At 58.5% G+C, this 3,941-nt stretch carries 1 protein-coding gene and 2 pseudogenes; all 3 read right to left on the bottom strand.

What is annotated here, in order from left to right:
* Window positions 1-724, bottom strand: a pseudogene (locus BVK86_RS28765) (type VI lipase adapter Tla3 domain-containing protein); the annotation flags it as partial.
* A 56-nt stretch (window positions 725-780) separates the two neighbouring features.
* Window positions 781-2,467 (bottom strand): annotated as a pseudogene (locus tag BVK86_RS28770) (type VI lipase adapter Tla3 domain-containing protein).
* A partial coding sequence (locus tag BVK86_RS28775; RefSeq protein ID WP_075949601.1) for an effector protein Tle3 domain-containing protein occupies window positions 2,464-3,941 on the bottom strand: 1,478 nt, incomplete at its 5' end. The gene BVK86_RS28775 and the pseudogene BVK86_RS28770, both read right to left, overlap by 4 nt.

Genomic DNA, 3,941 nt, shown 5'->3' on the forward strand with positions numbered 1-3,941 from the left:
GATCCGAGCGGGTGACCAGCAACCCGGCCATGCTCTCGTAGACCGTCGGGACGACATGACCGTTCTGCAATCCCGGAGTTCCTATAACCCGCAATCCGTCTCGCGTGACGTCGCCATCCTCGCTCACAATCAAGGCCTGGGGCACTTCGGGGTTGTCATCGAAGAACTGGAACAATCGCTCGATCATGCCCTGGGCATGGGTTGTGTTTTCTGCGTCTTGCCACAAAAACAGCGTGACTCCGAGCGTGGCGGCGTTGCGACCATTGTGAATGTTACTCGCGGCCCCTGTATCTGACGGCTGCTTGGGCGGCGCGATGGAAAACACCGGGATTGGCCAGTACGCCACTGACTCGCCTGCCGAATGTTTGAAGGCAACGCGGATTTTGATATCTCTACTGATCATTCTGAAGTCCAGCGAGTCCGTGTAATCCTTGGGGTCACGAGAGTAAATTGAAGCAAAGTTGTCGTTTTTCTTTTTGATGACCTGCCAGATTTCAGATTGATGGTCGTGATGAATCCCAAGCCCCACGCCCCGGATTTCCAACGCGTAGGTCCGCGCTTGCATGGCCTGCTGTTCGGCGATTTTTGCCATGACGTTGGCTTTGTAAGCAGCAAGCCCCGCCTTTTCACTGGCCACGGCTTTGCCCCACCAGTGAACGCTGAAGATCAACAATATCGGGCCCAGAATAGCGGCGATACCCCAGCGCATTACCGGGTTCATGTCAGCGGTTCTCCAACAAGCCTGAGACAGGAAGGGATCCTTAGGCACGACGCGATGGCTCATGGTTTGGGAGCTCCGCCGCTGGGGGAACCAAACTTGAAAGGGTCGGCACCTCGGTTCTGGCGGTTTTTCTCTTTGCGGGCCTCGCTCGGAGGGCGGATCATTTGTACCGTCAGGCTGCCATCTGCACCGGCGTAAACCACCGCACTGGTTCCGCCGTCCAGATAGCTGGCGATGGTCGCCAGGTTGATTTCCACCAGCGCACTGCTGACCCCGGTATTCCCCAGGCGCCGCCCGATGTTGTAACCCTCGTCGACATTGCCCAATTCGATGCCATGGCCGTCGGTATTCAGGCCGTGCAAGGCAAGGGTCAGGGCGATTTCAGCTTCTTGATTGTCGGTGGTGTCGTAGAACACACGCACCGGCTTATGCCCTTCGGGCAGGGTATCCAGCGCCTGTAACCAGCCAGCCTGCAGGGCCTTGGCCTGCAACGCCGGCTTGAGCCGTTTGCCGTTTTCATCCTGCATCGAGACCTTGATCGGGCGATGCAAATAACCCAGCACCGGCGCGGCGTCGAACTCTTTGACCTGGTGCTGGGCCCAGCGGATGGGTAGCCATGGCGAAGGTTCGAACTCTCCGGGGCCGCGGTTGCTGATGGTTTGCCAGAGGGTGGGGAGTTGGGATTGCCAGTAGGCGGTGGACATGGTGCCGGGGGCATCGGGGTCTTCAAACCCCTTCGCACGCTCCGCCTCTTCGTACACATCTCGAAATTCACGGGAATGTTTCCAGTAAAACGCCCAAAGCTTGCCCAAATCAGTGTCTTTGTTCTGGTTGTCCTCACGTTCGTGGGTGGCATAACGACGAATGTACCGATCCACCCGATCCGAACGGGTGACTAGCAGCCCGGCCATGCTTTCGTAGACGGTGGGGACGACGTGGCCGTTCTGCAATCCAAGGGTTCCTGCAACCCGCAATCCGTCTCGCGTGACATCGCCATCCTCGCTCACGATCAAGGCCTGGGGCACTTCGGGGTTGTCATCGAAGAACTGGAACAATCGCTCGTTCATGCCCTGGGCATGGGTTGTGTTTTCTGCGTCCTGCCACAAAAACAGCGTGACTCCCAGTGTCGCGGCATTGCGACCGCTGAGGATATTGCTCGCCGCCCCGGTATCTGACGGTTGCTTGGGCGGCGCGATGGAAAACACCGGGATTGGCCAGTACGCTACTGACTCGCCTGCCGAATGTTTGAAGGCAACGCGGATTTTGATATCTCTACTGATCATTCTGAAGTCCAGCGAGTCCGTGTAATCCTTGGGGGTCACGAGAGTAAATTGAAGCAAAGTTGTCGTTTTTCTTTTTGATGACCTGCCAGATTTCAGATTGATGGTCGTGATGAATCCCAAGCCCCACGCCCCGGATTTCCAACGCGTAGGTCCGCGCTTGCATGGCCTGCTGTTCGGCGATTTTTGCCATGACGTTGGCTTTGTAAGCAGCAAGCCCCGCCTTTTCACTGGCCACGGCTTTGCCCCACCAGTGAACGCTGAAGATCAACAATATCGGGCCCAGAATAGCGGCGATACCCCAGCGCATTACCGGGTTCATGTCACGAAGTTCCATGTTGAGTTCCTGTGCCTTTATTTGGACAATCCAGACAAAGCCGAGCCAAAGGATCAGCAGAACACCGACGATCCAGAGGTAGGGTTTGAGTTTCGGTAAAGTCCGGGTTCGGTGTTGAGGATTGTTCACAAGGCACCTCCTGTTTTTGAGGTAGCAGCAAGCAGAGAGGGCGGGGTGAGTGGTACCAAATCAGCAGGAGGAAATTTGCCCTCTTGGTAATACACGTAGCTAGACTTCACTAGCGCTCGAGCTTCAGCGCTAAGCCAAGACCAACCCGGTAGTTTATTAACGTATCTGTATTGCTCTTTATCCATCTTCCAATCCGCAATCGCCACCAACACCTCGCGCATCCGCGGGTCGTCAAGGCAATGCGCCTGGCCAATGGCAATGTCCATCGCCGTCACCCAGCGCTGGTTTTCCGGGCTGCGCAAAATCGCCGAGTGATAGGAGTTGGCCCCCCATTCACGCTGGTCATGTTCCATGCGCGCCCGGGCTTCGCGCGGGGTTTCCTCGCGCTCGTGGAAAGAACTGGTGCGAGTGCGGGCCGCGCCTTTGCGGACGGCGCGGGTGTGGTCCTCCGGGTCTTTAGACAACCCGTTAAAACGCGCCAGCGCTTCCTGCTGCGTAGTGTTGGGCGCGTCATATTCGACGGGCATCCTGATCCACAAAAAGGTCGCGGCGTCTTTGCCCAGGGCGATGCTTTTGGCAACTTCATCGGGTTTGTCCAGGCCGGCAGTGGTCGGGCTGCCCTGGATGGCTTCGCCGCCAAACATCTGCGGCGCATGGGGCGGGGTCAGGGCCTCGGCATTGATCAGGCGTTCCTGCCCCTTGGCGATCGGCGCTTGCGAAGCCACGCCGGTGAGCAAGGACGCGCCCGGGTAACGGTGCTCGCCCGGCGCGCGAATGAATTCAGGCTGCGGCGGTTTACCCACCAGCACCGGCTCGCCGTCACGCTGGCGCTTGGTCCACAGCCGTTGATAAAAGCCCATCGATTGCAGCGCCATCATCGCCGGTCGTCCATCGGGCGTGGCATCGGGCACGCCGTAGGTGCCGATGCCTTGCACATCATCCAGCGCCACGGTGGTGTCATCCGGGCAAAAATACACGTACACCTTGCCGCGATTGTCGCGCTCGGGAAAAACCGTAAAGTTGCCGACTTTGTCCGGCCGCGTCCCTTGCGTCGGCGACCATCGCGGGCCGCTGCGACCTCCATAGGTCTTGATATCCCGGAGCGCGGACAACGGTGGCTGCGCATGAGGTGTTTCTGTCACCGCGCTGACGATACCGATCAGCGTGGCGAGGGTGTCATGGTCTTTGGGCGTGACCTTGGGCAATACGCTGTAAGGCGAGTCCACGAGAATCAGGGTGTCGGCGCAGCGCTGGCCCTTGTCCATCAACAGAGCCTGCGCCAACAGCGCGATCAAGGTGCCCTGGCTGTGGCCCATGATGCTGATGGTTTCATCAGGTGATACCCGACGAATTTCACGGACCAGCATCGCCAGCCGGTGCGCGGCGAACACAAAGTAATGCCGCAGCGGTGCATTGGCGAAGAGCAGGAAATTGTTGGGGCTCAAACGCTCCACGGCGCCGGTTTTCACGTTGG

It is taken from the genome of Pseudomonas reinekei (assembly GCF_001945365.1).
In the GTDB taxonomy this organism is placed as follows: Bacteria; Pseudomonadota; Gammaproteobacteria; order Pseudomonadales; family Pseudomonadaceae; genus Aquipseudomonas; species Aquipseudomonas reinekei.